This is a genomic window from Pontibacter actiniarum (assembly GCF_003585765.1).
In the GTDB taxonomy this organism is placed as follows: Bacteria; Bacteroidota; Bacteroidia; order Cytophagales; family Hymenobacteraceae; genus Pontibacter; species Pontibacter actiniarum.
In genome coordinates this window covers 3,699,071-3,721,527 of record NZ_CP021235.1, presented here as the reverse complement: position 1 = coordinate 3,721,527, position 22,457 = coordinate 3,699,071, and the positions used below count along the sequence as shown (strand labels likewise).

The 22,457-nt window shown below is 55.2% G+C and carries 23 protein-coding genes; 11 read left to right on the top strand and 12 right to left on the bottom strand.

Annotated features, from left to right (window positions below; translation table 11 throughout):
- Positions 1-27: 27 nt before the first annotated feature.
- Positions 28-1,311: a hypothetical protein gene (locus tag CA264_RS15995; RefSeq protein WP_025608396.1), complete on the bottom strand. Its 1,284-nt coding sequence runs from the start codon at positions 1,309-1,311 to the stop codon at positions 28-30.
- A 404-nt stretch (positions 1,312-1,715) separates the two neighbouring features.
- Here CA264_RS15995 and CA264_RS15990 point away from each other — a divergent pair, with 404 nt between their 5' ends.
- The 5 genes from CA264_RS15990 to CA264_RS15970 all read left to right on the top strand — a co-directional run bounded on the left by CA264_RS15990 (position 1,716) and on the right by CA264_RS15970 (position 6,377).
- Positions 1,716-2,690 carry an NAD-dependent epimerase/dehydratase family protein gene (locus CA264_RS15990; protein ID WP_025608395.1) on the top strand — a complete coding sequence of 325 codons (975 nt, stop codon included), beginning with the start codon at positions 1,716-1,718 and terminating at the stop codon, positions 2,688-2,690.
- Positions 2,691-2,818: 128 nt separating this feature from the next.
- On the top strand, positions 2,819-3,568 hold the full coding sequence (locus CA264_RS15985) for an OmpA family protein (protein ID WP_335682987.1): 750 nt from the start codon (positions 2,819-2,821) through the stop codon (positions 3,566-3,568).
- 113 nt (positions 3,569-3,681) lie between these two features.
- Positions 3,682-4,410, top strand: coding sequence for a DUF3891 family protein (locus CA264_RS15980; RefSeq protein WP_025608393.1), 729 nt, complete (start codon positions 3,682-3,684; stop codon positions 4,408-4,410).
- A 101-nt stretch (positions 4,411-4,511) separates the two neighbouring features.
- On the top strand, positions 4,512-4,829 hold the full coding sequence (locus CA264_RS15975; RefSeq protein WP_025608392.1) for a thioredoxin family protein: 318 nt from the start codon (positions 4,512-4,514) through the stop codon (positions 4,827-4,829).
- A 93-nt stretch (positions 4,830-4,922) separates the two neighbouring features.
- Positions 4,923-6,377 carry a DUF4403 family protein gene (locus tag CA264_RS15970; protein WP_025608391.1) on the top strand — a complete coding sequence of 485 codons (1,455 nt, stop codon included), beginning with the start codon at positions 4,923-4,925 and terminating at the stop codon, positions 6,375-6,377.
- Between the two features lie 156 nt (positions 6,378-6,533).
- On the opposite strand, the gene CA264_RS15965 is transcribed toward CA264_RS15970, so the two are convergent.
- The gene (locus CA264_RS15965) at positions 6,534-7,268 is read right to left on the bottom strand and encodes a hypothetical protein (RefSeq protein WP_025608390.1); all 735 of its coding nucleotides are present in this window, start codon (positions 7,266-7,268) and stop codon (positions 6,534-6,536) included.
- 137 nt (positions 7,269-7,405) lie between these two features.
- On the opposite strand from CA264_RS15965, the gene CA264_RS15960 reads away from it, so the two are divergent.
- Complete coding sequence (locus CA264_RS15960; protein WP_025608389.1) at positions 7,406-8,368, top strand: YihY/virulence factor BrkB family protein; 963 nt, start codon at positions 7,406-7,408, stop codon at positions 8,366-8,368.
- Positions 8,369-8,555: 187 nt separating this feature from the next.
- Here CA264_RS15960 and rlmN read toward each other — a convergent pair whose 3' ends face one another.
- Together rlmN and CA264_RS15950 are read right to left on the bottom strand one after the other, a co-directional pair.
- Positions 8,556-9,629, bottom strand: coding sequence for a dual-specificity RNA methyltransferase RlmN (gene rlmN / locus CA264_RS15955; RefSeq protein ID WP_025608388.1), 1,074 nt, complete (start codon positions 9,627-9,629; stop codon positions 8,556-8,558).
- Between the two features lie 21 nt (positions 9,630-9,650).
- A complete protein-coding gene (locus CA264_RS15950) occupies positions 9,651-10,079 on the bottom strand; it encodes an acyl-CoA thioesterase (RefSeq protein ID WP_025608387.1) in 429 nt (142 codons plus the stop codon).
- A gap of 118 nt (positions 10,080-10,197) precedes the next feature.
- Between CA264_RS15950 and mnmC2 the strand changes: the two genes are divergently transcribed.
- From mnmC2 to CA264_RS15935, 3 genes are all read left to right on the top strand, one after another.
- Positions 10,198-10,881, top strand: a complete 684-nt coding sequence (mnmC2, locus tag CA264_RS15945) for a tRNA (5-methylaminomethyl-2-thiouridine)(34)-methyltransferase MnmC2 (protein ID WP_025608386.1) — start codon at positions 10,198-10,200, stop codon at positions 10,879-10,881.
- 105 nt (positions 10,882-10,986) lie between these two features.
- A complete protein-coding gene (locus tag CA264_RS15940; RefSeq protein WP_084196267.1) occupies positions 10,987-12,150 on the top strand; it encodes an endonuclease/exonuclease/phosphatase family protein in 1,164 nt (387 codons plus the stop codon).
- A 204-nt stretch (positions 12,151-12,354) separates the two neighbouring features.
- Entirely contained in the window at positions 12,355-12,651 is a 297-nt protein-coding gene (locus CA264_RS15935; RefSeq protein ID WP_025608384.1) for a hypothetical protein, read from the top strand.
- Positions 12,652-12,862: 211 nt separating this feature from the next.
- Here the strand turns inward: CA264_RS15935 and CA264_RS15930 are convergent, their stop codons facing one another.
- The 4 genes from CA264_RS15930 to CA264_RS22400 all read right to left on the bottom strand — a co-directional run bounded on the left by CA264_RS15930 (position 12,863) and on the right by CA264_RS22400 (position 16,435).
- Positions 12,863-13,396 (bottom strand): TetR/AcrR family transcriptional regulator, encoded by a 534-nt coding sequence (locus tag CA264_RS15930; RefSeq protein WP_025608383.1) that lies wholly within the window; start codon positions 13,394-13,396, stop codon positions 12,863-12,865.
- A 417-nt stretch (positions 13,397-13,813) separates the two neighbouring features.
- Positions 13,814-14,392: a 5-formyltetrahydrofolate cyclo-ligase gene (locus CA264_RS15925; protein ID WP_025608382.1), complete on the bottom strand. Its 579-nt coding sequence runs from the start codon at positions 14,390-14,392 to the stop codon at positions 13,814-13,816.
- A complete protein-coding gene (gene bshC / locus CA264_RS15920) occupies positions 14,392-15,969 on the bottom strand; it encodes a bacillithiol biosynthesis cysteine-adding enzyme BshC (protein WP_084196269.1) in 1,578 nt (525 codons plus the stop codon). The genes CA264_RS15925 and bshC overlap by 1 nt, the downstream gene beginning before the upstream one ends.
- 331 nt (positions 15,970-16,300) lie before the next feature.
- On the bottom strand, positions 16,301-16,435 hold the full coding sequence (locus CA264_RS22400; protein WP_257791726.1) for a hypothetical protein: 135 nt from the start codon (positions 16,433-16,435) through the stop codon (positions 16,301-16,303).
- Positions 16,436-16,953: 518 nt separating this feature from the next.
- On the opposite strand from CA264_RS22400, the gene CA264_RS15915 reads away from it, so the two are divergent.
- Complete coding sequence (locus CA264_RS15915; RefSeq protein WP_025608380.1) at positions 16,954-18,606, top strand: fatty acid--CoA ligase; 1,653 nt, start codon at positions 16,954-16,956, stop codon at positions 18,604-18,606.
- A gap of 48 nt (positions 18,607-18,654) precedes the next feature.
- Entirely contained in the window at positions 18,655-19,035 is a 381-nt protein-coding gene (locus CA264_RS15910) for a PH domain-containing protein (RefSeq protein WP_025608379.1), read from the top strand.
- Positions 19,036-19,050: 15 nt separating this feature from the next.
- Here the strand turns inward: CA264_RS15910 and CA264_RS15905 are convergent, their stop codons facing one another.
- The 4 genes from CA264_RS15905 to CA264_RS15890 form a co-directional block, all read right to left on the bottom strand.
- Entirely contained in the window at positions 19,051-19,830 is a 780-nt protein-coding gene (locus tag CA264_RS15905) for an amidohydrolase (protein ID WP_025608378.1), read from the bottom strand.
- A 134-nt stretch (positions 19,831-19,964) separates the two neighbouring features.
- A complete protein-coding gene (locus CA264_RS15900; protein ID WP_025608377.1) occupies positions 19,965-21,113 on the bottom strand; it encodes a methionine aminotransferase in 1,149 nt (382 codons plus the stop codon).
- Positions 21,114-21,179: 66 nt separating this feature from the next.
- Positions 21,180-21,758 carry a uracil-DNA glycosylase family protein gene (locus CA264_RS15895; RefSeq protein WP_025608376.1) on the bottom strand — a complete coding sequence of 193 codons (579 nt, stop codon included), beginning with the start codon at positions 21,756-21,758 and terminating at the stop codon, positions 21,180-21,182.
- 186 nt (positions 21,759-21,944) lie between these two features.
- On the bottom strand, positions 21,945-22,397 hold the full coding sequence (locus tag CA264_RS15890; RefSeq protein ID WP_025608375.1) for a hypothetical protein: 453 nt from the start codon (positions 22,395-22,397) through the stop codon (positions 21,945-21,947).
- Positions 22,398-22,457 lie beyond the last annotated feature (60 nt).

Genomic DNA, 22,457 nt, shown 5'->3' with positions numbered 1-22,457 from the left:
TATGCGTTGTTCGTTTCTTAAGTATGCTTATTCTCCGGTTGCTTCTGCGCCGGCATCGGGCTTTGGCGGCGGGCGGCGTATGATCGGCCTCGGCCTTGGCGGCTTTGGCTTCGGTTGCTGCTCGTCTGCTGCGGCTGGCTTTTCCGGCTCCTGCGGTTGCTCTGGCGCAGCCTCCGGTTGGGTTATACTTGCCTCTGCCGGATTAGATGCTTCGGGGGTGTTTTTTTGCAAAGTTGCGGGCCTCTTGATAACAGGCCTTGGCCTTGGTGGCCTGGGCGCGGCCTCCGGGGCAGCAGCAGGGGCTTCAGCGGTAGCTTCTGGCTTGTGCTGCTCGTTCGGCAACGGCTGTTCTTGCCGGGGGGGCTGCTCTTCCTTTGGCTTCTGCAGGGCGGCCGGCCTTTTTATAACCGGGCGCGGGCGCGGTGGCGTAGCAGGCGCTTCAGCAGCGGGCTTTGCCTTTCCCTCCGCCTGCTCATCAGGTTTCTGCAAGGCTGCCGGGCGCTTGATAACCGGACGCGGGCGTGGTGGCGTGGGCTTCTCCTCCGCAACAGGGTTTTCGGCCTGAGGCTGCTGTGCCTGCTCCTCTTTGGCTTCGGGTTTAGGGTTCTGCAGCGCTGCCGGCCGCTTGATCACAGGCCTTGGCCTGGATGGCTTTGTAGCAGGAGCCTCCTCTGCAGCTGGGCTTGTGCTTCCTTCCGGTGATGGCTTCGCTTGCTCCTCCGCTGGCTTCTGCAGGGCGGCAGGGCGTTTTATGACAGGGCGCGGGCGTGCCGCTGGTTTCGCTTCCCCGGGTGCTTCCGTTGTCGCTTTGTCGTCGGCCCCGGTTTCCTCCGCTTTCGGTTTAACTATAACAGGGCGCTTCACGACCGGCCTTGGTCGTGGGGCTGCCGCTTCTGCTTTTGCTTCCTCCGGAGCAGGTGCCTTCTCCGTGGCTTCGCCTTCTACGGGCTTGCGTACAGCGGCTGGCCGCTTTACAACCGGCCTTGGCTTTGGTGCGCCTTCTTCTTTTGCGGGTGCTTCGGCTGAGGTGTCAGCCGAAGCACCCGCTGCACTGGCCGCCGGTTTGGCCGCCACCGCCCGCCGAACGGCAGCCGGACGAGGGGCTGCAGCCGGCTCCGCTTTAGGCACCGCTTCCTCGGCCAGGTGGTAGCGTAGGCGCACATCGTTGATCACCATCTTTACCTGCACCTGAAAGCTGTTCGGGTGCATTTGCGCGTACATCTCCTGCCACGCCGCGTAGCGCGCTGGGTCAGAAGCCTCAAAGGCTGCCTTGTCTATCCGTTTCTTTACCAGGTACTCATCGAAGGTCATACGCTTACAGGCCTCGCTTGCTAATTATGCCGCAATTTACGGTTTCAGCACTACTTAGGCTATCCCCGAGCGGGTAGTGCCGTGCATCTTTACAAAGATAACAAAATCAATTTGCCCGTTTCGGCTTAGGTTACCGCTAGTTTATCGGTATTATGTAATTGTCAATTCTGCCTGACGCGCTTTCGCGCCCTCAAAACCCGTTTTACCTTTGTATCCAAGGTGAATAATGGTTAAAGTTAGATTAGGTAGATGAGGACGCTTGCCCATGGCAGGCGTTCTCTCTTTTATGGAACTTCGCCACGAGGCCCTGTGCTGTGGCAGGGGGCTGCCCGTCTTTCTTCCGAAGTATATTTTTTGGATTGCATTGAAATCGGTTACTTTGTACAAAGATTTCAATTTAGCTTATGGCAAACACAAGTGACACGGTATTGGTGATAGGGGCCTGCGGGCAATTAGGCTCAGAGCTCACAATGGAACTGCGCCAGATGTATGGAGAGGCAAACGTGGTGGCGGCAGACATTGCGCCGCCGAAGCAAGCTGAACTGCGCGAGTCAGGCCCATTTGAGAAGGTGGATGTGCTGGACACAAAGGTGCTGGCTGAGCTTGCCTCTAAATATAAATTTAAGCAGATATATCATTTGGCGGCTGTGCTTTCGGCGACGGGGGAGAAAAACCCCAAGTTTGCCTGGAAGCTGAACATGGACGGCCTGTTTAATGTGCTGGACCTGGCTCTGGAGCAAAAAACAGGCAGAGTGTACTGGCCGAGCTCTATCGCCTGCTTTGGCCCGAGCACCCCACGCCAGAACACGCCGCAGCAAACCATCATGGACCCCAACACGGTGTATGGCATCAGCAAGCAGGCTGGTGAGCGCTGGTGTGAGTACTACTTCCAGAAGTATGGCCTGGATGTGCGCAGCCTTCGCTACCCGGGCCTGATCGGCTATAAAGCCCTGCCAGGCGGCGGCACGACGGACTACGCGGTAGATATCTACCACAAAGCCCTGGAAGGGGAGGCCTTTGAGTGCTTCCTGAGCGAAGACACATACCTGCCGATGATGTACATGCCAGACGCTTTAAAAGCTACCCTGGACCTGATGCACGCGCCGGCAGAGCAGATAAAAGTACGCGACTCCTACAACCTGAGCGCCATGAGCTTCTCGCCGAAGGAAGTGGCTGCCGCTATCAGAAAGCACATCTCTGACTTCGAGATCGTGTACAAGCCGGACTCGCGCCAGCAGATTGCGAACTCCTGGCCACAGAGCATAGACGATAGCGCCGCGCAGCAGGACTGGGGCTGGAGCCCGAACTATAATTTGGATGCCATGACGGAGGACATGCTGCTGAACCTGAGAAAGATGAAGCAGGAGCAGGCGGTTTAAACCCAGCTACACAAGTATAGAAACAGGAGAGGCCGGTGTTAACGCACCGGCCTCTCCTGTTTCTATACTTGCAGCATGGTGCCGCGAAAAAAATAAACGCTCTAAGCCTTTAGCTGTAAACCGGTTGTATTGGCAATCAATATTCAGACATCGGGCAGGCGTGTGCAATTGCATTTACTATATACTATACCATCTATATTTGCGCCATCATTACTATCAAACATACTTATAACATTATGATGCGTAACTTAATTGCGCTGGCAACCCTGATGGTGTTTGCCATCACAGCACAGGCCCAAAACGGCGGTGGCACTTACAAGCCAACTGCCGGCAACATCACTACCGAAGTTCTTTTTAACGATTTCGGAGACATCAGCCTGAACAACGGCCTGCTTCGCGGCCGCTACTTCATGAGCGATGCGACAGCCCTTCGTTTAAGCGTCGGCATAAACTACGACTACAGAAAGCTAGACGACGATGCCCACTACCGCACCTCAGGGATTGCCCTGGCTCCGGGCATCGAGAAGCACTTTGCCGGCACAGACAGGCTCTCTCCTTACATTGGCGCTGAACTTCCTATCCGCTTTACCGGCGCCCGCTACGAAAACGAGAACGTAGAGGTAAAAGGAGCAACCGGAACAAACGGAAGCGACAGAGCCTATTTCAGCGTTGGCCTGAATGCAGTGGCTGGAACTGACTTTTACTTCGCCCGTAATTTCTATGCTGGCGTTGAGGTAGGGGTAGGCCTGCGCTACAGAAAAGATGCTGAGGTTGAGGTTGATACTGATTTCGGCAACAACACTACTGTGGAAGGCTTTCACGGGGTGGATTTCTCCCAGTTCGTGAACGGCGGCGTGCGTGTAGGCTTCGTGTTCTAAGCAAAGCAGACCTTTTTTCAGAAGGCCCCGCAGCATACTACTTGCTGCGGGGCCTTTTTTCTGCCTAACCTTCCGGCAGCAGTACAGTTTATACTTGCAGCAACCTGTAAACGATGATTGTAAACCCGATACCTGAAGGCTGGGAGGTAATTTACCAGCAGGCGCATGGCGTACTGGCCGCACAGCTGGCGTTTCACCTGAAGCCGGAGCTGCACTGCCGGCACTGGGCCGAAACGCTGATCGCCATTGCCAACCACGATAACCGCCAGCGCACCTGGCGGGGCAAGGATGGCCTCACGCCAGCCGGTGCCCCTGCCGATTTCACGCTGCAGCCCAACACGCTGGAGCAGGCAAGGGCGCTGATGCACGATGTGCGCTTCCAGAGCCGCTGGGTAGCCCTGCTTACCTCCATGCACATGAGCTACCTCTACGAGAGCCGCCGTGGTGAGGGCAAAGCCACCGACGCCTTTCTGGACGAGCAGCTAGCGCTGCAGCAAGGCTGCCGTAAAAGTCTGCGCCTCTCCCAAAAAGAGGCGCAGCAGGCCTATGCCGTTATGCAATGGTGCGACCGCTTCTCGCTTATACTTTGCCGCAACGAGCTGCCCGCCGATGAACGCAGGCTGGAAATAACCACTGGCCCGGACGGTAAGCCCTACTTTCTGCAGCAACAGCAGCAGGGCGGGATAACCGTAACACCCTGGCCTTTTGCTGCGCCCCGGGTAGAGGTGCAGGTGGAGTGCCGGGTGCTGGAGCAGCTGCAGTTCGGGAGCGACAAAGAGCTGGCGCAGGCCCTGCACCAGGTGGAGGTGAGGTATAAAAAATGGGAGCTGCAGCGCTCCTAGGCGCGTGTGCTGCCCCCTTGCCGCCGCACCTACCCAAAAACTAATCGGCGCTTAACAACGTCTATACCTGTGTAAAAGAGGTGCTGAGAACAAAACCAACTATGACTATTACCGAATCGAACGACGAAGAACTGAGAAGACTGATATTTGAGAAGGAGAGAGTGATTGTAAAGTTTGTGGACGATACGTGCCCCGTCTGCAAAGCCCTTGCACCGACCTTTGCCCAACTCTCCGCCGACCCTGCCTACAGCGATATTACGTTTGTGCGGATGAGTGCCACAGAAAACCCTGTCTCCAGCAAGGAGGTCAGAATGACCGGTACGCCTTTCTTTGCCATCTACCGCAGCGCTACGCTGGTGGACTGTGGCATTGTTTCTACGGAAGACGGTATCCGGGAGCTGCTGCTGCGCCTGAAATAGCTCAGCCACAAATTTTTACGGAACGCCTCACGGGCTATAGCTGTTGTGGAAAACCTGTGCTAACTTGCGCCGCTTTTTTAATCAGCTAAACACGTGTATAGAAAAATTACGATTCAACTGCTTTCGCTGCTGCTGACAGTAGCCTTAGGCATGGCCATGCCGGGCTGTTCCAGTACCACTAAGTTAAATACGGCAGCCCCTGCCTCCACGGCCTCGGCAGTGCCGGCCTACAAGCCCCAGCTTTCTTCCATCTCGGTGCCTGTTTCCGTTTCCATTGCCGCTATGGAAGACAAGCTGAACCAGGAGCTGGCCGGCGTGCTCTACAAAGACACCAACCTCAACGACGACAACGTTGCCGTAACCGTTACCAAGAAGGGGCGCATGAGCATCCGCGCCGAGAAAGACAAGATCTACTTTACGCTGCCGCTGCACATTTATGCCAAAGGCCGCTGGAAGTGGGACCCGTGCAAATTCTGCCCGGCAGTAGACAAGTCAGAAGACACCAGCTTCGACATGGTGATCAAAACCGTAAGCAAGGTTGGCCTGACGGAGGATTACCGCATTAACACCGTTACCTCCGGCGACTTTGAGTGGGGCAATACCAAACCTGTGCTGGAGCTGGGGCCGCTGAAGATCGGGCTCGCCCGCTTTGTGGAGCCGGCCCTGCGTAGCCAGATGAGCAACCTGACCAAGCAGCTGGACAAGGAGCTGCAGAGCCGCCTCGACATGAAAAAGTATGTAGCAGAGGCGTGGCTGTTGCTGCAGGAGCCTGTAAAGCTGGACGACGGCATGAATGCCTGGCTAACCGTAGTGCCGAAAGAGGTGCGCATGGCGCCGCTGCAGGCCCAGAACGGCACCCTGAACACCCGCCTCGGCATAACCTCCTATATTACGGTGACTACCGATGGCAAACCAAAAACGCAGCTGAACAAGAACCTGCCCAAACTGATTGTGGATAGCCGCATGAACGATGAGATACAGGTAGGGCTGACGGCGAACATCCCGTATGCGCATGCCAGTGCCTTGCTGCAGGAGCAGGTGGCGAAGCAGACCTACAAGTTTGATGGTGGAAAAAGCCAACTGACGGTTAAGGATGCCGCCATCTCGCCGAGCGGAGAGCAGTTGGTGCTGATGCTGGATGTGGACGGTAAAACCAAGGCAGGCCTGTTTACCAAAAAGATTGTGGGCAAAGTATACCTGCGGGGCACGCCCTACTACGATGCCGAAACAGCCTCTATTAAAGTGCGCGATGTGGATTACGACCTGGATACGAAGGACAAGCTGCTGAGCACCGCCAGCTGGCTTGCCAAAAACAAGTTTAAGGACATGATTCAGCAGCAGGTCAACATCCCGGTGAAGGGCGAGCTGGAGAATGCGCAGAAAATGCTGCAGGCAACCCTGGACAAACAGGGCCGGGTGCATGAGTCGGTGCTGCTGCGTGGTAACATCAAATCCATCACGCCGGATAATATTTACCTGACGGCAGACGGCATCAAGGCCGTGGTCAACGCCATAGGCACATTAACCGCTACAGTTGATAAACTCTAGGTGAGGCACTAGACATTAGATTTGAGACCTTCTTCAGACACATATCTTCGAGGGTATCCAGATAATAGAAAGGGGTGCTGCTAATCACTTAGCAGCACCCCTTTTAATTTATCAAGAGTTTTATCTGGTATTTAACGTCTAGAATCTAGCGCCTATTTACAGCTTCTCCACCGGCGAGGGGCTGTTAAACACACTGTCTGGCACGTTGGTGGGGGCAGCAATATGGAAGAGCTCGAAGTCGCTTTGCGGGTTGCTGCGGTCGCTGGCCAGCTTTATCTTGCCGTAGTCCCGGTAGTTGCTCCAGCGGCGGGTAAAGGTGGGCTCGGCATCGTCAAACTTCCTGAAAAAGGCCCACTGCGTTACAAGCCCCTTGTCCTTATCCACCCACACGTGGTACTTGTTCTGCGGCGTGAGGCCCACATCGGCAAAGGTCATCTGCAGCACATCGGCCCTGTCGCCGTCCATGGTTTCTCCTTCGCCCAGGTAGGTTAGCGATACGCCCGGGTCCTGCAGCTTAAAGGGCATCACCAGCCAATACGAGTTGTTGATCCAGAGGGCGTAGGCGTGCTTGAGCAGCTTTTGCTTCTCCTCGGAGTCCGGCAGCTCCTGCCCGGCCAGGTATACTTTGCCCTGCTTGGTTTGGGTGTCTACAATGGCGATGAGGCTGTCTTTCTCCCAACGGAAGCGGTTTTGCTGCTTATCCCATATCTGGTACTGGTCGTTGAAGGTCCAGGCCAGGTAGCGTGTTTTATCCCAGCCCTTTTGGCCGCCCATGTTTTGCAGCACTTTACCGGCAATGGCCTTGGCCTTTCTGTCGGATGCCTGGGCGTAGGCGAGCGCCGGCACCAGCAGGCACAGCAGCAGTGAGCAGAGCAGTTTTTTCAGGGGCATGTTTCATACGTTTGGTGCGCTTCCGTCTACGCAGTTATACCTGCCCAGGATGCCGCCGCAGCCCCACTTTCACAGGCGTTTCAACCCAATCAGAAGGCATTCCGTACCTAAAGCCACAACAGACCCGACGTACGCCTATGGCCAAGTATACACTCGGTGGGATTTTCCACCTTCTCAAGACATCCGTAAACGGCTTTCTCGAAGCCAACGCGCTGAGGCTTGCGGCAGCGCTGGCATTCAATGCCATTTTCTCTATTCCGCCGCTGCTGCTCATTATCATCAAGGCGGCTGGCTTTTTCTTCGGCGAGGAGGCAGTGTCGGGTAAACTGGAGGAGCAGGTGTCGGCGGCTATCAGCCCCCAGGCTGCCTCAGAAATACAGACGATGGTGCAGAACGCCAGCACGAGCGAGTCGTCGGGATGGGCCATGTGGGTAGGTGTCGGTACGCTTGTCTTTGCCTCCACTACCTTCTTCGCCACGTTGCAGCAGTCGCTCAACAGCGTCTGGAACCTGAAGGTTAAGCCCACCAGCGGCATTCTCCGCATGGCCAAAGAGCGCCTTTTCTCTTTCGGCCTTATTTTGAGCATTTCGCTGCTGATGCTAATCTCCTTTGTTATCAGTGCGGCCATCTCGGTGCTTAGCGGCTACCTGTCAGACATGCTCCCGGGCATTGGCGTGTGGGTGATTAAGCTGCTGGACTTCCTGATCTCCGTTGGGTTGATCACGCTGCTGTTCGCCCTGATACTGAAGTACCTGCCCGATGCCTACATCCGCTGGAAAGACACCCTGATCGGGGCCCTGATCACGGCCATCCTTTTCACGATCGGGAAGTTCCTAATCAGTTGGTACATCGGCACCTCCGACCCCGGCTCGGCTTACGGTGCGGCAGGCTCTATCATCGTTATACTTGTCTGGATCTACTATTCGTCTATGATTGTGTTTTTCGGGGCAGAGTTTACGCAGCAGTACGCCAGTAAGTACGGCCAGCACATTACCCCCAAAGAGCACGCTGTGTTTGTGGAGGAGCGCGAGGTAACAGACAAGCCGCAGGAGCGCGAGGGAACCGGCCGGCCGAAGTCGGAAGGCAGGTTTGAAGGGTAAAAGCAAAGCTGCGAGTAACTCAGTTTTTAATGGCGTGAGCGTCCGCTTGTGCCAAGGTTAGCCTATGGCCTGGCAGAAATAGCGTGCGGAAGTATAAAGCCCTAAAGCACCATCAATATAAAAAGCCCGGCCCTGCTACACGTGTAGCAGGGCCGGGCTTTTTATACGTTACAGCGGTTGTTTATACTTAGGCGGGCTGCTTTTCCTTTACTGCCAGCTGTCCGCAGGCCGCGTCGATATCTTTACCGCGGCTGCGGCGCACGTTTACCTGCAGGCCACGGTCGGCCAGGTAATAGATAAACGCTTGCAGGCGGTCGTCGTCGGTGTTCACAAAATCCGCGTTCTCGATCGGGTTATACTCAATCAGGTTGATCTTGCACGGGATGATCTTGGAGAAGCGAAGCAGCTCCTCAGCATCCTGCAGGGTATCGTTAAAGTTATCGAACACGATGTACTCATACGTAACCTTGCGGCCGGTTACCTGGTGGTAGTGCTTCAGGGCATCCTTCAGGGCCTCCAGCGAGTTCGTCTCGTTGATCGGCATGATCTGGTTGCGCTTTTCGTCGTTGGCTGCGTGCAGCGACAGGGCCAGGTTCGCCTTCACGCCGTCATCCGCCATCTTCTTAATCAGCTTGGCGATACCGGCGGTGCTTACCGTGATGCGGCGGGCAGCCATACCCAGGCCGTCATGTGCCGTGATGCGCTCGATGCTCTTCATCACGTTGGCGTAGTTGAGCATCGGCTCGCCCATGCCCATGTACACGATGTTGGTGAGCGGCTGGCCGTACTGGCGCAGGCTTTGCTCGTTTATGCGCACCACCTGGTCGTATATTTCAGCGGCATCAAGATTACGCACGCGGTCCATGTAGCCGGTGGCGCAGAACTTACAGGTAAGCGAGCAGCCTACCTGGCTGCTGACGCAGGCCGTTTTGCGCTCGTCGTGCGGTATCAGTACGCCCTCCACAATGTGGCTGTCGTGCAGCTTAAAGGCAGATTTGATGGTGCCGTCGTTGCTGAGCTGCTCGGTGGCCACCTGTACCGAGTTGATAGAGAAATGCTGGTCCAGCTTCTCGCGCAGGGCCAGGCTCACGTTGTTCATCTCCGTAAACGACTGGGCAGAGTGCTTCCAGAGCCACTCATACACTTGTTTGGCACGGAAAGGCTTCTCGCCCTGCTCCACAAACCAGGCCTTCAGGTCGTCCAGTGTTAGCTTCCGGATGTCCTTCTTATTCAGGATATTTAAATCTGCAATCAAAGTCATACTGCAAAATTACAAAAATCCTCAGGCTTTAGTTTCAATCTTTGCCTTTACTTCGGCGGGCAGGCTCATTAGTTTGCGCTCCTGGTAATTAAAGCACAGCATGCCGGTTTTGGCGCGGGCCACTTCTTTGCCATCCTGGTTGGTAATGTGGTAGGTGATGTCGAAGCCATACTTGTTAAGGTCGTCGAAAGCCAGCTTTATGCGCAGCACATCGCCGTAGAAGCCCTCGCCCTTGTACTCAATGGCGACATCGGCCATGATCATGCTGGCGCCGCCCAGGTTCAGCTCGCTCCAGCCGAAGTGGCCCAGCAGCTGCATGCGCGCCTCGTGCATGATGGAGAGCAGGGCATCGTTGCCGAGGTGGTTGCCATAGTTGAGGTCGGTGACGCGCACCGGGACCGTGGCCTCAAAATGTGTGTGTGCGGGAATCTGTACGTGTACTCTTGCCATGGGTGCTCGTGTTGTGCCGCCGTTGCTGCGGCGTGTGTTTATTTTCGTAAATTCTAAACCTTATATATTGCAGCCTCTGCACTGCTTTGTGTACATTTGTAAAGTAACACAATAAAACATGCACCTCGAAATACGACAGACGAAAGACGGCTCAAACACCCTGTACGTGCCCGAGTTAAACGAGCACTACCATTCGGTGCATGGGGCCCTGCAGGAGTCGCAGCATGTGTTTATCCGGCACGGGCTGGAGCACATGCTGGAGCAGAAGAAGGACCTGAAGGTGCTGGAGGTGGGGTTCGGGACCGGCCTCAACGCCATACTTACTTTTCCGGCGGCGCTTGCCAAAAAAGCCTTTATCCAGTACGATACGCTGGAGAAGTTCCCGCTTTCAGAAGAAACGGTAAAGCAGCTGCACTACGAGAACATCATCCTGAACCCGGAGCTGCACGAGCGCTTCTACCAGCTGCACGCCGCGGCCTGGAACCAGCCGGTGGATATTATCCCCTATTTTACGCTGCAGAAGATACACGAGTCGCTGGAGGAGTTCGTGGCGCCGCAGTCTTACTACGATGTGGTGTACTTTGATGCCTTTGCCCCGGAGAAGCAACCGGAGCTGTGGTCCGACGCGATGTTCGAGAAGCTGTACAAGGCCATCCGCCCGGGTGGTGTGCTGGTGACCTACTGTGCCAAAGGCTCGTTTAAGCGAAGCCTCAAAGCCGCCGGTTTCGAGGTGGAGGCGCTGCCCGGCCCTCCGGGTAAACGCGAGATGACGCGCGGCGTGAAGCCGCTTATCCGGAGCTGACAGTGGTGCCTGCCGCGGCAGGGCCGGGTATAACAGGATATAGATAACTGCGTATATACTACGCAGCCGCTCCTGCTGTACAGGGAGCACCTGTTTAACGCTACCATGCCCCAAACCACCAGCACCAGCCAGCCCACCCTTCGCAACAGGCTGCTGAACATCCTGGCCATCCTTACCCGCGCACTGGCTGTGATAGCTATTGCCGGAACAGTGGTGCCCCTGCTTTCCGCAGAGGAATGGTATGTGCGCATGTTTGATTTCCCGAGGCTACAGCTGTTCTTCCTGGCGCTGGGCAGCCTGGTGCTGTACCTGGCGCTGTATTACCAGCACAGCAAGCGGGGCAAGTTCCTGCTGTTCCTGCTGGCGGCGGTGGTGGTGTACCAGTCCATAAACATTTACCCCTACACGGCGCTGGCTCCGGTGCAAACGGAGCACACCGAGCGCGGCCCTGCGGACACGACCCAGCTAAGTATACTGGTTTCCAACGTGCTGATGTACAACACCAGCTATGGCAAGCTTGTGGAGCAGGTGGAGGAGTACGCGCCCGACATACTGCTGACGCTGGAGTCTGACTCCGTGTGGCAGGAGGCCCTGACGGAAATTGCCGCACAATACCCCTACCGCATCGAGATACCGCTGCACAATACCTACGGCATGCACCTCTACAGCAGGCTGCCGCTCCGGCAAAAGCGCGTTAACTACCTGCTCAGCGAGGAGATCCCGTCCATTAAAACGTATGTACAGCTGCGCAGCGGCGATTGGGTGGAGTTTAGGGGCGTGCACCCCAAACCGCCCGTACCGACCGAGGACGGTAACTCGCGCAAGCGCGACGCCGAAATTATTCTGGTTGGGGAGGAGGTGGCCGCCTCGGAGTACCCCGTTATAGTGGCGGGGGATTTTAACGATGTGGCCTGGTCTGCTACAACCAAGCTCTTCCAAAAGGTAAGCCACCTGCTGGACCCGCGCATCGGGCGGGGCTTTTACAGTACCTTTAATGCCAACTACCCCCTGTTGCGCTGGCCGCTCGACCACGTGTTCCACTCCAGCCACTTTAAGCTAGTGGAGATGGACCGCTTGCCCTACATTGGCTCCGACCATTTCCCGATCTACATTAAGCTGAGCTATGAGCCGGAGGAGAAGTACGAGCAGACGCCCCCGGCCCCGGACGAGGACACGGATGAGAAGGCCGCCGAGACGGTGCTGGAGGGGATTGAGGAAGCCCGCGAGGACGGTGACTCTGCTGCGGTGGTAGAAAACGATTCGCTGTAGCCCCCGCCCGCCCATCAGTACAGGGCCTTTAGACAATCCCGCTGTGCCTGCTTTTGCTTGGTTTTGTCCTGAGCAAAGATGAACTTATCCAAGAGGCAAACAGTTAGGGCTTAAATTGCACTTTTTTGCCGCTGCCATACTTTGAATTTCTGTATAAAGTAGTAGATTGCGGTGGAGAAGAGGCATTCCCCTAAAAGTTATTGTATGAAAAGCTTACTTAAAAAAGTCATCAAACCGTTTCTTCCTAAGTATGAAGTGGTTTGCACAACCTACCAAATCATCCCGGGCCGTCCGGTAAACGGTAACCACCAGAAGCACACCTTCGAGAAAGGCGCCTCCGAGGAAGCCCGGAAGTTTTATGTAAAGGTGGTTAACTCTGACATGACCAAAAACATGGCACCGGTAGAGGTACACCTCAAGCGCCGCGGAAAGACAATTGAGAAGCAGCACTTTGGCCCGGTAGACGAGCTGAAGAAGTTCAACGTTGTGTACAAAGGCTAGCTATAGCACTACTGCAATGTAAAAAAGCCCCCTTAACTTAGTTAAGGGGGCTTTTTTTGTGGTTGCTACCTGTTGCTTATACGTTGCTTCCGGGAACGGAAGGGGGCATTAAAAACAAAAGCCTGTCTGTTACAGTACCGCTACGCTGTGGCACTGTAGCAGGCAGGCGCCTAAGGCAGGTGCCGCAGCAGCTGCCCCCTCTCTGCTTGTTTTACTTAAGGTACTTTGCCTTGATCAGGTCCAGCATCTTCACGAAGTGGCCTTTGTCCTCATTGGTCAGGTAAGCCCTCCACAGGCCCTCCACCAACAGCATGAGGATCTCGGTCTCCAGCTCTGGCTCCTGGTAACCGAGTTTACGAAACGCCTCTACCAGCTTCTGCATCACAGAGTGGGAGTAGCGGAGGTGGTGTCGCTGGGCAATCTCCTCGTCCACCAAGCGGAACTGCATCCGCCAGAAATTACGCTCGTCCTCTACCAGCTTCAGCGGCATGTCCAGCACGTTGCTGATGAGCCGGAGCGGGTCGTTCTCTTCTACCAGCCCTTTGCTCTTGTCGGTAATGCGCCTGTAGCCCGCTTTTACAACGGCTTCCAGCAGGTTGTCTTTACTAATGTAGTGCTTGAATATAAGGCCCTCCGACACTCCCGCCTCTTTGGCGATCAGGCTGGTAGGGGTAGCGTCATAGCCTTTCTCTGCGAAAAGGTTCAACGCCGTCTCTAAAATTATCTCTTTCTTTGTTTTAGACATCTCAATTTCTATAATCTAATCAGCCATACAGCCGCGCAAATGATATGCAGGTGTTTCTGGTTGATTCAGGGTGCTCGCAACAGGAAATACAAAATTATAACATCGGTTAAAATATAAGCCTTATCCGGGCATATTAATTTTAAGCCGAGGTTATTAATTTGTTAATAAACACCTTTCTTAATTGCCACAGGTGCTTTTATTGGTTAAAATAAATAAACTATTTTAAATTTTTGGTAGAAGCACCTAATAAAATGATTTTTTAAGACGATGGCGGCCAGCAGTATGCTGTGGTAAAGAGGAGGGCTGCGCATGTAGCGCCTGGCACCCGCACGGCTTTGGCGCAGTGAAGGGCGCAGCAGCCTTTGGGCGCACCTGAACCCGGTTGCGCATGCTACAGCCTGTGTTATTTGCCTTGTGTTACAGAGGCTTGTGCCACACCCCCTCCGGCATTACCACCGCATCCAGCGGCACATCAAAAGGATTTGGGTCGGCTATACGTGCTACAGGCGGCTCCAGCGAAAGGCCTATTTTCAGCACATCAGGGCGGCAATCTGCCAGAAAGCGGTCGTAGAAGCCTTTGCCGTAGCCTACGCGTTGCCCGGCCCTATCGAAGGCAAGCAACGGAATCAGCACCACGTCTACCTCTCGGGCATGTATGATTTGAGCATTTTGCGGCTCCGGTATACCCCAGCGGTTTTCTACAAGTATGGCTTCGTCCGTTAGGTGATGATGCGTCAGCACATGCTGCTCCACATCCGTAACCGGCACCACCACCCGCACCTCCGGGTGCTCCAGTCGCAGTTGCTCAATAATAGGCCAGGTATTTACCTCATTGTTTTTGATGATGGGCAGAAACACGTGCACTGTTTGCCCTGCCTGCAGCGGAAAGTGCCTAAAAAACTGCTCGGCTATACCTTGGCTGCGCCGCTGCACCTCTTCCTGCGGTAGGGCGCGGCGCTGCTGTAGCATCTGTTTGCGAAGATCAGCCTTCCGCATTACTCCTCCTCCAGAATCGTGAACTTAAACTCCAGCGGGTCGAACGCCTCTATTAAAGCAGGTATAAAATCTGGATTATTGGTTTTGTAGGTAAGCAGGTTGTCTTTACGCTCCTGCAAAGTACCTCCAGGGAAGAGTTTATCCTTCAGGTTCTCCAGCTGCTTAAACGTCTGCTCGTGCTTGTTGTCGCGGGCTTTGGATATCTTCTTCTCCAGCATCTGCAGGGCATTGTGCGCCTTCTGCTCTTCGGCTCCCACGGCTTTCTCTAAAGTAGGGTCTATTTCCTTGGCCAGCTTCTCTACCTCAGCAAAGGCAGCGGCTACAGCCTCACGCTGGGCAGTCAGGTCGATGTCCTCTTCGTGTATCTGGGCAGATAGCTGCTTTTTCAGCTCCTGGTAATCCTGGAACAAGTCCTGCGGCTGCAAGTCCAGCTTGTGCATGCGGTTGGCGTTGCTGCGGCTAATGTATAGCGCCGAGTTGCGCAGCATCAGCAGCGGGAAAGCCACCTTATAGGCAGCAAACAACTTCTTCAGCTGGAACCAGTAAGCCACTTCTGCGCCTCCACCGATGTATGCCAGGTTCGGAAGTATAAGCTCCTCAAACAGCGGCCTAAGTATAACATTGGGGCTGAAGCGCTCCGGGTGCTCCTGCGCCTCCTGCTGTATCTCCTCCAGTGTAAAGCTAAGGTCGGTGTTTAATACTTTATACTTGTCCTCTTCCTGCACAATGCGCTCACGCAGCCCATCGGTCAGGTAAAACAGGTTAATTTCACGTGAGTATACCTGCGGCTTATACCCAAGCTCCTCCAGCTGCGCACTTGCCTCCTCTACCAGCTTATTCGATAGTTGCTCTGTCAGTTCTTTCTCTATCACCGGCAGCAGCGCTTTTTTCAGCCCCGCGTGGTCACCATCTATACTTACCAAACCGTACGCGCCAAACAATTCATGCGTAATGGCACGGGTAGCATCTGCCAGGTTCTTGCTGTTGCGGTACGCCTCCTCAAAAATCGGGTAAGCCTCCGGTAGCTCTGCCAGCAGCTGCTCCATATCTTTTGTAGAGAACCGGCCTACAGCTCCGGTCTGTTCACTCTCCCAAGTATACTTCTTCCCGAACAGGTTAAAATGATTGATCTCAGCAAAGTCGTGGTCTTCCGTAGCCATCCAGTACACCGGCACAAAGTTGTAATCTGGGTACTTCTCCTGCAGTTGCTTACAGGTATTAATAGCCGTGATGATCTTGTAGATGAAGTACAGCGGGCCAGTAAAGATGTTCAGCTGGTGACCGGTGGTGATAGTGAAGGTATTCGACTGCTGCAGCAGGTCGATGTTTTGTTGCACGTTCGGGTTTACCTCAGCGATGGAAGTATACTGCTCCTGCAGCGCCTGGTGCAGCGTTTGTCGCTGTGCTTCGCTGAAGCTTTTCTCCTTCAGCTGAGCCTCAAAGGCTTCTACAGTCGGGAAATGGTTATAGAACGGTCGTAGCTGTTCGCCACGACAGAGGTAGTCCGTTATTGTTTGGGAGAATGCGCCGGTGGCAGCGTAATCTATCTTGGTAATCTTCATGGTCTGTACTTCCATCTGCTTTGTAGCCGTGGGTTTAGCCCTTTTAACAGTTTCGGGGGAAATGTGTTGCAGCAATTTTCCGCTATGCCACAAAGTAAAGGTTTTATTTCCGGTTTTACAGATGATACGATAGAAAGCAGGTGGCAGGGTATGAGCAACGGTAATGATGCTTTGAAGTAGTGTGTATTGATTATTGCTGAGCTTTAGCCAATAGGTTGCGAGTTGAGGTTTCTGCTGAGTTACTACTTTATTTCGGTCTAAGCTGGCGTAGGGGCTGCTTATCCACAGCTTTAGTTCCGGCCTTCTACGTTGCCAGTTATTTGCGCTCCAAGTTGGGGTAGGGGCCCTATGTAAGCGAGGACTCGTTTTCCCACTCGGCGCTGCTTTCCTTTCCTGCCCTCGTGCCTCGGGCTGCCTCGCTCCCGCTCGTCACCGGAAACTCTCGAGGCGCCTCCTGGAAAAACTGGGTAAGCCTTTCCATCGATCAGCTAAAACAGCTCCACGGCGCATAAAATACACCTATGCCAGCTATAGAGCTTATACTTCTTAAAGTGACGATTCTATGTTACCCTCCTTAGATAAGGAGGGGTTAGGGGTGGTTTGATGACAGCAGCTACAGAGTTAAAACCTTTGCCAGGTGCACAGCGACGATTTTTTGTTTGAGCGTTCAGCGAGTGGGGGTAGGGGCCCTCGACAAACAAAATTGTCTTGATTCTTTTGCTTACTTTTCTTTTTATCGAGGGGCCCTACCCCCATCAAGGAGAAATTAAGGCCCCGCCGGCGAGGTGAGCTATAGAACAGTTTAGGTTGGCTAACCAAAGCTACCACTACAAGGCAAGAACAGCATTCGCAACAGAAGAAGAAAAGCAGAAATGCGCTAAGTGTGCCTCTCGCAACTGAACCTTTCGTATTAAGGTATAGAAATAGCTGTGACGTTGATAAAGAAAGATCACAATCTCACACAAACTATAACCGACACCCATCACACTAAAACAAACTATGGCTAACACGCGCATTTTACCTCCTACACCAAGGGCATATCAGTCCAAGTTACTTATAAAGGAGATTTTCAACCAGTCGTTAAAGTATGAGCCGGACAGGGAGATTGTGTACCGGGACCTGCTGCGCCTCTCCTACAAAGAAATGAACAAGCGGGTGCCACGGCTGGCCCACCTGCTGACGACCCACCTGCAGATAGAGCAGGGCCAGACCGTAGCCTTCCTCGACTACGACAGCCACCGCTACCTGGAGGCATACTTTGCCGTACCCATGGTAGGAGCTGTGCTGCACATGATCAACTTTAGGCTGTCGCCAGAGGAAATTCTGTACACGATAAACCACGCGGAGGACACGGTGATCTTCTGCCACGAAGACTTCCTGCCCATTCTGGAGAGCCTGCAAGGCAGAATGGAGACCGTGCAGCGGGTGGTGCTCCTTTCGGATTCCGGGGCCACTCCGGATACTCCCCTGGAGCTGTCGGGTGAGTACGAGGAGCTCCTGCTGCAGCAGCCGGACACCTACAACTTCCCCGACTTCAGCGAAGACACCGTTGCCACCACCTTTTACACCACCGGTACCACCGGCTTGCCCAAGGGCGTGTACTTTTCGCACCGGCAACTGGTGCTCCACACCTTCGGGCTGGCCACCTCGCTCGGGGCAATGGACAACGCGCTGAAGATCGGCTCCAATGATGTGTATATGCCTATCACGCCGATGTTCCACGTGCACGCCTGGGGCTTTCCGTACTTAGCCACCTTTCTGGGGATGCAGCAGGTGTACCCCGGCCGCTACGAACCGGCCATGCTCCTGAAACTGGTGCTGCAGGAGAAGGTAACGGTGTCGCATTGCGTGCCTACCATTCTGCAGATGCTGGTAAACCACCCGCAGGTAAAGACTTTTGACCTGACCAACTGGAAAGTAGTGATTGGCGGTAGTGCCTTGCCGCGCGGTTTGGCGATGGCTGCCATGGATTTGGGCATTGAGGTTATCACCGGCTACGGCATGTCCGAAACCTGCCCTGTGCTCTCCCTCACCTACCTCAACCGCAAAACCATGCGCCACCTAACGGAGGAAGAAGAGGCTGACCTGCGCGTAAAGACGGGCCGCCCTATCCAGATGGTGGACATCAGGCTGATGAACGAGGAGGGGCAGTTCCTGCCAAACGACGGCAAATCGACGGGAGAGATTGTGGTGCGGGCTCCCTGGCTCACGCAGGGCTACTACAAAGACGAGGAGCGCAGCCTGGAGCTGTGGAAACACGGCTACCTCCACACCGGCGATATCGCTACCATTGCCCCGGATGGGGTAATCACCATTACGGATCGCAAGAAAGACGTGATCAAGTCCGGTGGCGAGTGGATCTCTTCGCTGTTGCTGGAAAGCCTGATCTCGCAGCACCCTGACGTGCAGGAAACGGCCGTTGTAGCCGTGCCAGACCAGCGCTGGCAGGAGCGGCCGCTCGCCCTGGTTGTCGCCAGGCCCGGCGCAAACCTAACCGACGAAGAGCTGATCCGGCACATGGAGCAGTTCTCGGACAGCGGCAGGATCAGCCATTACGCGGTGCCGAAGCAGTTTAAGTTTGTCTCGGAGATACCGAAGACGAGCGTGGGCAAAATCGATAAGAAGCGAATCAAAAAGGAGCTGGAAGTATAAGCCGTGCTGTAGAAGTACACTTACCTAAACATCAACCAAAACAAACCTATGGGACTATTAAGCGGAATGATGGGACACGCCTCGGAGGTGTCTATCGAAAAACTAGCCAAAGAATTTCAGCCAATCCTTATGGATACCGAGCAGATTGAGCGGGCCTACAAGCTCATCCGCGACATGCTGGTGTTCACAAACAAGCGCCTGATCCTGGTGAACCGGCAGGGCCTCACCGGCTCCAAAACCGACTATCAGAGCATCCCCTACAGCAGCATCAAGATGTTTTCCAAAGAAAGCGCCGGCATCGGCGACCTGGACGCGGAGCTAAAGATATGGCTGACCGGCGAGTCGGAGCCCACGATAAAGCAGGACTTCCGGAAGGGCGACAACATCAACGAGGCGTACCGGGTGCTGAGCAGGCATGTGCTGAAGTAGCCGGACTCCGGTGCCTTAGCGATGCAGGCTGAACCTGTCGGCGTCTAAATGCGCCGGGAACGCTTCGCGGAAAGCTTCGAGTTCTTTTTTGCTCAAGGCCAGGGTGTGGATGCCTTCTACCTCAGCGGTTTCCAGCAGGTGGTAGCCCTTGGGGTGGATAATAGCCGAATCGCCGGAGTAGGGATGGTTGTTGCCGTCGGTGCCCACGCGGTTCACGCCCACCACGTACGCCAGGTTTTCTATAGCGCGGGCCTGCAGCAGTGTACGCCACGGCTGGCTGCGTACTTTCGGCCAGTTCGCCACGTAGAGCAGCAGGTCATAGGCGTTATCCGTGTTGCGGCTCCACACCGGGAAGCGCAGGTCGTAGCACACCAGCGGGCACACGCGCCATCCGTTCAGCTCCACTACCAGCCGCTCTTTGCCGGCAGTATAGGTATGGTGCTCCTTTGCCATCCGGAACAGGTGCTTTTTATCGTAACTGGCAAAGCTGCCGTCCGGGCGAACCCAGTAGAGGCGGTTAAGGTACTGCTCTCCCTCGCGCACCATCACACTTCCCGTTAGCACTGCCTGGTGCTTTCCTGCCTCCTGCTGCATCCACTCCAGCGTAAAGGTGTCGGCTTCCTCTGCCAACCCCTCAGCCTGCATGCTGAAGCCGGTAGTAAACATTTCGGGCAGCACAATCAGGTCCGTTTGCGGCGCAGCGGCAGCCAGCTTGTCGCTAAACATGCGCCTGTTCGCCTCGGCCTCCTGCCAGTGCAGCTCGGTTTGTACGATGGTTACGCGTAAGTCGTCCATGTGCGTCGGTGTTCGTTTTTTTAAGGGCCAGGGGCCTGTGGTGTATACTTGAGCAGGTATAAATGTAGGAAACATTTGCGCAAGCTCTCTAAAGAAAGGCGCACGTTTTCACGTGCCGGCAGCAGAGACTTTTCTTAAACGCTTTTCAGCTTCTCGCCGGCAGCACGCAAGGTCTCTTCGCTCTTGGCAAAGCAGAAGCGCAGGTACTTGTTGTCCGTTTTATCGTGGTAAAAAGCCGATACGGGTATAGCCGCCACGCCTGTCTGGGTGGTCAGGTGTCTGGCGAAGTCCACGTCGTAGGCATCGGTAATACCATCATACTTCACTAACTGGAAATAAGTGCCTGCCGAAGGTATAAACTCAAAGCGTGTTTGTTTCAGCTGCTCCAAAAAGAAGTCGCGCTTGGCCTGGTAGAAGTCCGGCAGCCCCAGGTAGTGCGTCTCTTCCTCCATAAAATCGGCAATAGCCAGTTGCAGCGGCGTGGCGGTGCAGAAGGTAATGAACTGATGCATCTTGCGCAGCTCGTTGGTAAGCGGTGCCGGCGCCACGGCATAGCCCACTTTCCAGCCGGTGGTGTGGTATGTTTTGCCAAACGACGACACCACAAAGCTCCGCTCGCGCAGCTGCGGGTGCTGCAGTGCGCTGTAATGCTCCTGCCCGTCAAACACCATGTGTTCATACACCTCATCGCTCAGCACCAGAATATCCGTGCCATCGAGCAGGTTGGCCAGCGTGTCCATGTCCTGCCTGCTCATGACGGCGCCGGTGGGGTTGTGCGGGGTGTTGATGATGATCAGGCGTGTGCGGGAGGAAACCCTTTTCTTTACCTGGTCCCAGTCAATGGAGAAGTCGGGAAGGGAGAGGGGCACATACATAGGGGCGCCGCCGCACAGCCGGATAACCGGGGCATAGCTGTCGTAGCAGGGCTCCAGCACCACGACCTCGTCGCCGGGCTTTACCACGGCTGTAATGGCTGCGTTCAGGGCTTCGGTGGCTCCGGATGTAACTGTTACCTCTGTGTCCGGGTCGGGGCTGAAACCATACATCTTCTCCGTTTTCAGGCTGATTTTGTGGCGCAGCTGTGGCATGCCGGCCATGGGGGCATACTGGTTAAAGCCCTCGCGCATGTACTTGTCCGCCAGGTGTATAAGCGGCTCCGGGCAGTTGAAGTCCGGGAAGCCCTGCGACAGGTTGATCGCCTGGTGCTCATTGGCCAGTGCCGACATCACTGTGAAAATGCTGGCGCCTACGTCTGGCAGCTTGCTCGCGGGGTAGTTTATCATATAGTGTTAGTAGCTTAGGGAAGTGGAAGTAGTAGCTTGCAACGGAAAACTACTATATAGGTTATCCTAAATAATTTGCTGCACCAGCTGCTGTACATAAGGTACGGCATCCGCCTCGAACCACGGGTGCCGGCGCAGCCAGAACTGATTGCGGGGCGAGGGGTGCGGCATGGGCATGTACCGGGGCAGGTAGGCATGCCAGTTCTGTACTGTCTCGGTAAGGGTTGCCCCTGCCTGGCTGCCTAAAAAGTGGTCCTGCGCGTACTTGCCGATAAGTAGCGTGAGCTGCACCTCTGGCAGCAGGGCCAGCAGTTGCTGGTGCCAGTGCCGGGCGCACTCGGGGCGGGGCGGCAGGTCGCCGGACTTGCCCTTGCCGGGGTAGCAGAAGCCCATCGGAACAATGGCAACCTTGCTCTGGTCGTAAAACACTTCGGGTGCCAGGCCTAGCCACTGGCGCAGCCGCTTTCCGCTTTGGTCGTCCCAGGGGATGCCGCTGGCGTGCACCTTAGTGCCGGGTGCCTGGCCCACAATTAACAGCTTTGCAGTGCTGCTTGCCGTAAGCACCGGGCGCGGCCCCAGGGGCAGGTGCTCTTCGCAGATGCGGCAGGCGCGCACCTGCTGTAGTAAACTCTCCAATGCCTCCATCGCAACAAAAATACAAAGTATGCGCGAAGTTCGGCAGCGGCGAAGGCAGAAATCAGTAGGGGCAGGCAAGCGGGCCAACTGTCTGGTTTCATACGGCAGGAGCGCTGCTCTACCCTTTGTGCCGGGGCCGAAAAAACGAAAGCCGGGAGTGCTCCGGCTTTATCATTTTTATACTTTAGGTATGGGTTAGTCTTCGTAATCTTCCCAAAAGCCATCGTAGTGGCGCGGTGGGCGCTGCTGCGGGTGCGGCATGGTCGGGTCTTCGAACCACCGGTCTTCCACGCGCTGGTTGCTCGGGTCGAAGTGTACGTCGCGCTGGCGCCAGATAGGCTCGCGGTGCTGCTGTTCCCCCATCTGGTGGTAGTGCTGGTCCGGGTGGTGCTGGTAGCGCTGCGGCTGCCGGCGGTAACGCTGGTCGTTAGGCCACTCCTCCCGGTGGTAGCCCCCCGTGCGCTCAAAGCGGCCAACGTTGCGTGGCTGCCAATCATAGCGGTTCAGGTCTATAGGCGGTGCAGGCTCGCTCCATCTGCTACTGAAATCATGGAAATGATCGTCGTCCTGGTGGCGCATCTGATGATACTGCTCGCGGCGGTGTCGCTGGTGCTCCCGGTGCCGTGGGTCTTGCTCTTCGTGCTGCATGTGGTGTGTCTTAATAGTTGAAAAAATCTCCTGGCTAAGCCGCGGGTACTGTAATGTACG